The organism is Enterobacter sp. PTB, assembly GCF_051130085.1.
GTDB lineage: Bacteria > Pseudomonadota > Gammaproteobacteria > Enterobacterales > Enterobacteriaceae > Enterobacter > Enterobacter ludwigii.
In genome coordinates this window covers 1-2645 of sequence record NZ_JBDKEE010000074.1, presented here as the reverse complement: position 1 = coordinate 2645, position 2645 = coordinate 1, and the positions used below count along the sequence as shown (strand labels likewise).

Annotated in this window: 2 protein-coding genes; both read left to right on the top strand. The window is 54.3% G+C overall.

Features of this window, described 5'->3' with window-relative positions; translation table 11 throughout:
• Positions 1 to 255: 255 nt before the first annotated feature.
• Complete coding sequence (gene istA, locus AAIR21_RS27530) at positions 256 to 1791, top strand: IS21 family transposase (protein WP_434682785.1); 1536 nt, start codon at positions 256 to 258, stop codon at positions 1789 to 1791.
• Between the two features lie 21 nt (positions 1792 to 1812).
• Entirely contained in the window at positions 1813 to 2568 is a 756-nt protein-coding gene (gene istB / locus AAIR21_RS27525) for an IS21-like element helper ATPase IstB (protein ID WP_434682784.1), read from the top strand.
• Positions 2569 to 2645 lie beyond the last annotated feature (77 nt).

Below are 2645 nucleotides of genomic sequence, written 5' to 3'. Positions count from 1 at the left end.
TGCATATTCGCACGGTGATCGATCGCCAGTTCGCACCGTAGCCGATCATGATTTCGCATCGTGTTCGATCGCGGTTTCGCATGGCGCTCGATCAGTATTTCGCATCATCTCCGATCATGTTTTCGCACCACCCGATCACCGATTAGCATCCTGCCGGTCACTCCGGGAATTAACGCTTTCTCACACGGTCTTCATTGCTGATTTTTTATGTCAATGGAGACATCAATGGCCAGAAAGAAAGTACCCAGGAGTTCTATGGAAACGTGTTTTAAAATCCTCCAGTTCAAATATGGACAAAAGCTGAGCAACCGCTGTATCGGTCTCACGCTCAAAATAAGCCCCTCCACCGTCTACGAAGTTCTGTCGCGCTTCAAAACGACATCATTGTCATGGCCGTTGCCTGACTCCATCACGCCAGCTCATCTGGAAAAACTCATCTTCCCAGTAAAAACAACCACTCATCCGGAACTGGTGCCACCAGACTGGCTTTACATTGACGCGGAGATAAGACGTCCAGGCGTCACGCGCCAGCTGTTATGGCTGGAATACAAAACGCTGTTCGGGAACCACGCACTGGGCTACTCCCAGTTCTGTCGCTGCTACCGGGCATGGAAAGCCACGCAGCGCCTGTCGATGCGCCAGGAGCACCGCGCCGGTGAAAAGCTCTTTATCGACTTCTGTGGTCCGACTGTGCCGATCATCAGTCCTGAAACGGGTGAGATCCGACGGGTTGCCATCTTCGTGGCCGTGATGGGGGCGTCCAACTATACCTACGTCGAGGCATGTGAGGGGCAGGATATGATGTCATGGCTGAACGCCAACAGCCGCTGCCTGACCTTCCTCGGCGGTGTGCCGAAACTGCTCATCCCGGACAATCTGAAAAGCGCGGTGAAGAAGGCAGATCGTTACGAACCCGTCATCAACGAAAGTTATCTGGCGATGGCAGAGCATTATTGCACCGTCATCATCCCGGCCAGACCGTATAAACCCAAAGATAAAGCGAAAGCAGAGAACGGCGTGCTTATCGTTGAAAGGTGGCTGCTTGCCCGTATCCGCAACGAAACCTTCCACACGCTGAGAGCGCTGAATATCCGGCTTCGGGAGTTACTGGGCGAGTTGAATAACCGCCCCATGAAAGGTTACGGCAATCAGACCCGTGCTGAACGCTTCCGCATCCTGGATGCGCCTGCGCTCTCTGCACTTCCGGCAGCCCCCTATGAATATGCCGAATACCGAGCTGTAAAAGTGGCGCCGGACTATCACGTTGAATATGCGCGTCACTGGTACTCGGTACCGCATGAGCTGGTTAGTCAGCGTCTGTCGCTGAAAGCAGGTCAGACGGTGATCCAGATCTGGCATCAGGGCCAGTGCGTGGCGCAGCATCCGCGCAGCCAGCATGAATACAAACATACCACCAACCCGCTGCACATGCCTGTCCAGCACCAGAAGCACAGCGGCTGGACACCGGAACGGCTCCTGGCTATGGGTAAAAACATCGGCGCGTACACCGGAAAAGTGGTGGAGTCGCTGCTGAAACGCAAGGCGCACCCGGAACAGGCCTACAGGGCCGTTCTCGGGCTGATCGCGCTGCAGAAGAAATACGGACGCGAACGACTGGAAAAAGCCAGTCATGTAGCCTGGTACCACAAGACGCCAGACAGGAGGTTCATCGAAAACCTGCTGCGTCATCAGCGCGAAAACCAGGAGCTTCAGGCAATGCGCGGTGGAGAAACACCCCCTACGGCATCGCTGGAACATGAGAACCTGCGCGGGCCCGGCTACTACCACTAACATACTGAGAGACAGATAAAAATGAACAACAATCTGATCCATAAACTGAGCCAGCTAAAGCTGCCTGCGATGGCTGAATCCCTGATACGGCAGCGTGAAACGCCGCAAACATACGAAGAGCTGTCGTTCGAAGAGCGTCTGGCTCTGCTGGCTGACGACGAGTTGCTGAACAGGGAAAACGGCCGGGTGTCACGGCTGCGAAAAACTGCGAATCTGAAATACCAGGCAGCGCCGGAGGGGCTGCATTACCCGGCATCCAGGGGACTGAAGCCGGAGCAGATGCGGGAACTGCTGAATGGTCACTACATCACTCACCGCAAAAATATCCTGATAACAGGCCCTACAGGCTGCGGTAAAAGCTGGATCGCCAATGCACTCGGAGAACAGGGCTGCCGTCAAAAACACACGGTGCAATACTGGAGAGCGGGCCGTCTGCTGGAAGTACTGTCGCAGGGGCGTGTTGACGGTAGCTGGCTGAAACACCTGAAGCAGTTACAAAAAACAGAGGTGTTAATCCTGGATGACCTGGGTCTGGAACCGCTGACGAATCCACAATGTAACGACCTGCTGGAGATCATCGAAGACAGGTACGAGCAAAGCAGCACGATCGTGGTGAGCCAGTTCCCGGTAGATAAATGGCATGGTCTGATGGAGAACCCGACGACAGCCGATGCTATCCTGGACAGACTGGTACATAACGCTCACAGACTGACACTGCAGGGGGAGTCCATGAGGAAAAATAAACCGGTACTGGAAAGCGCAGAAAAAACAGGTTAAAAAGCAGTAGAAAAGTTAAGTTCCCCGGATGATCGATCAGCGCGAATCGCTGATCGACGTTCCACGCGAAAACATGA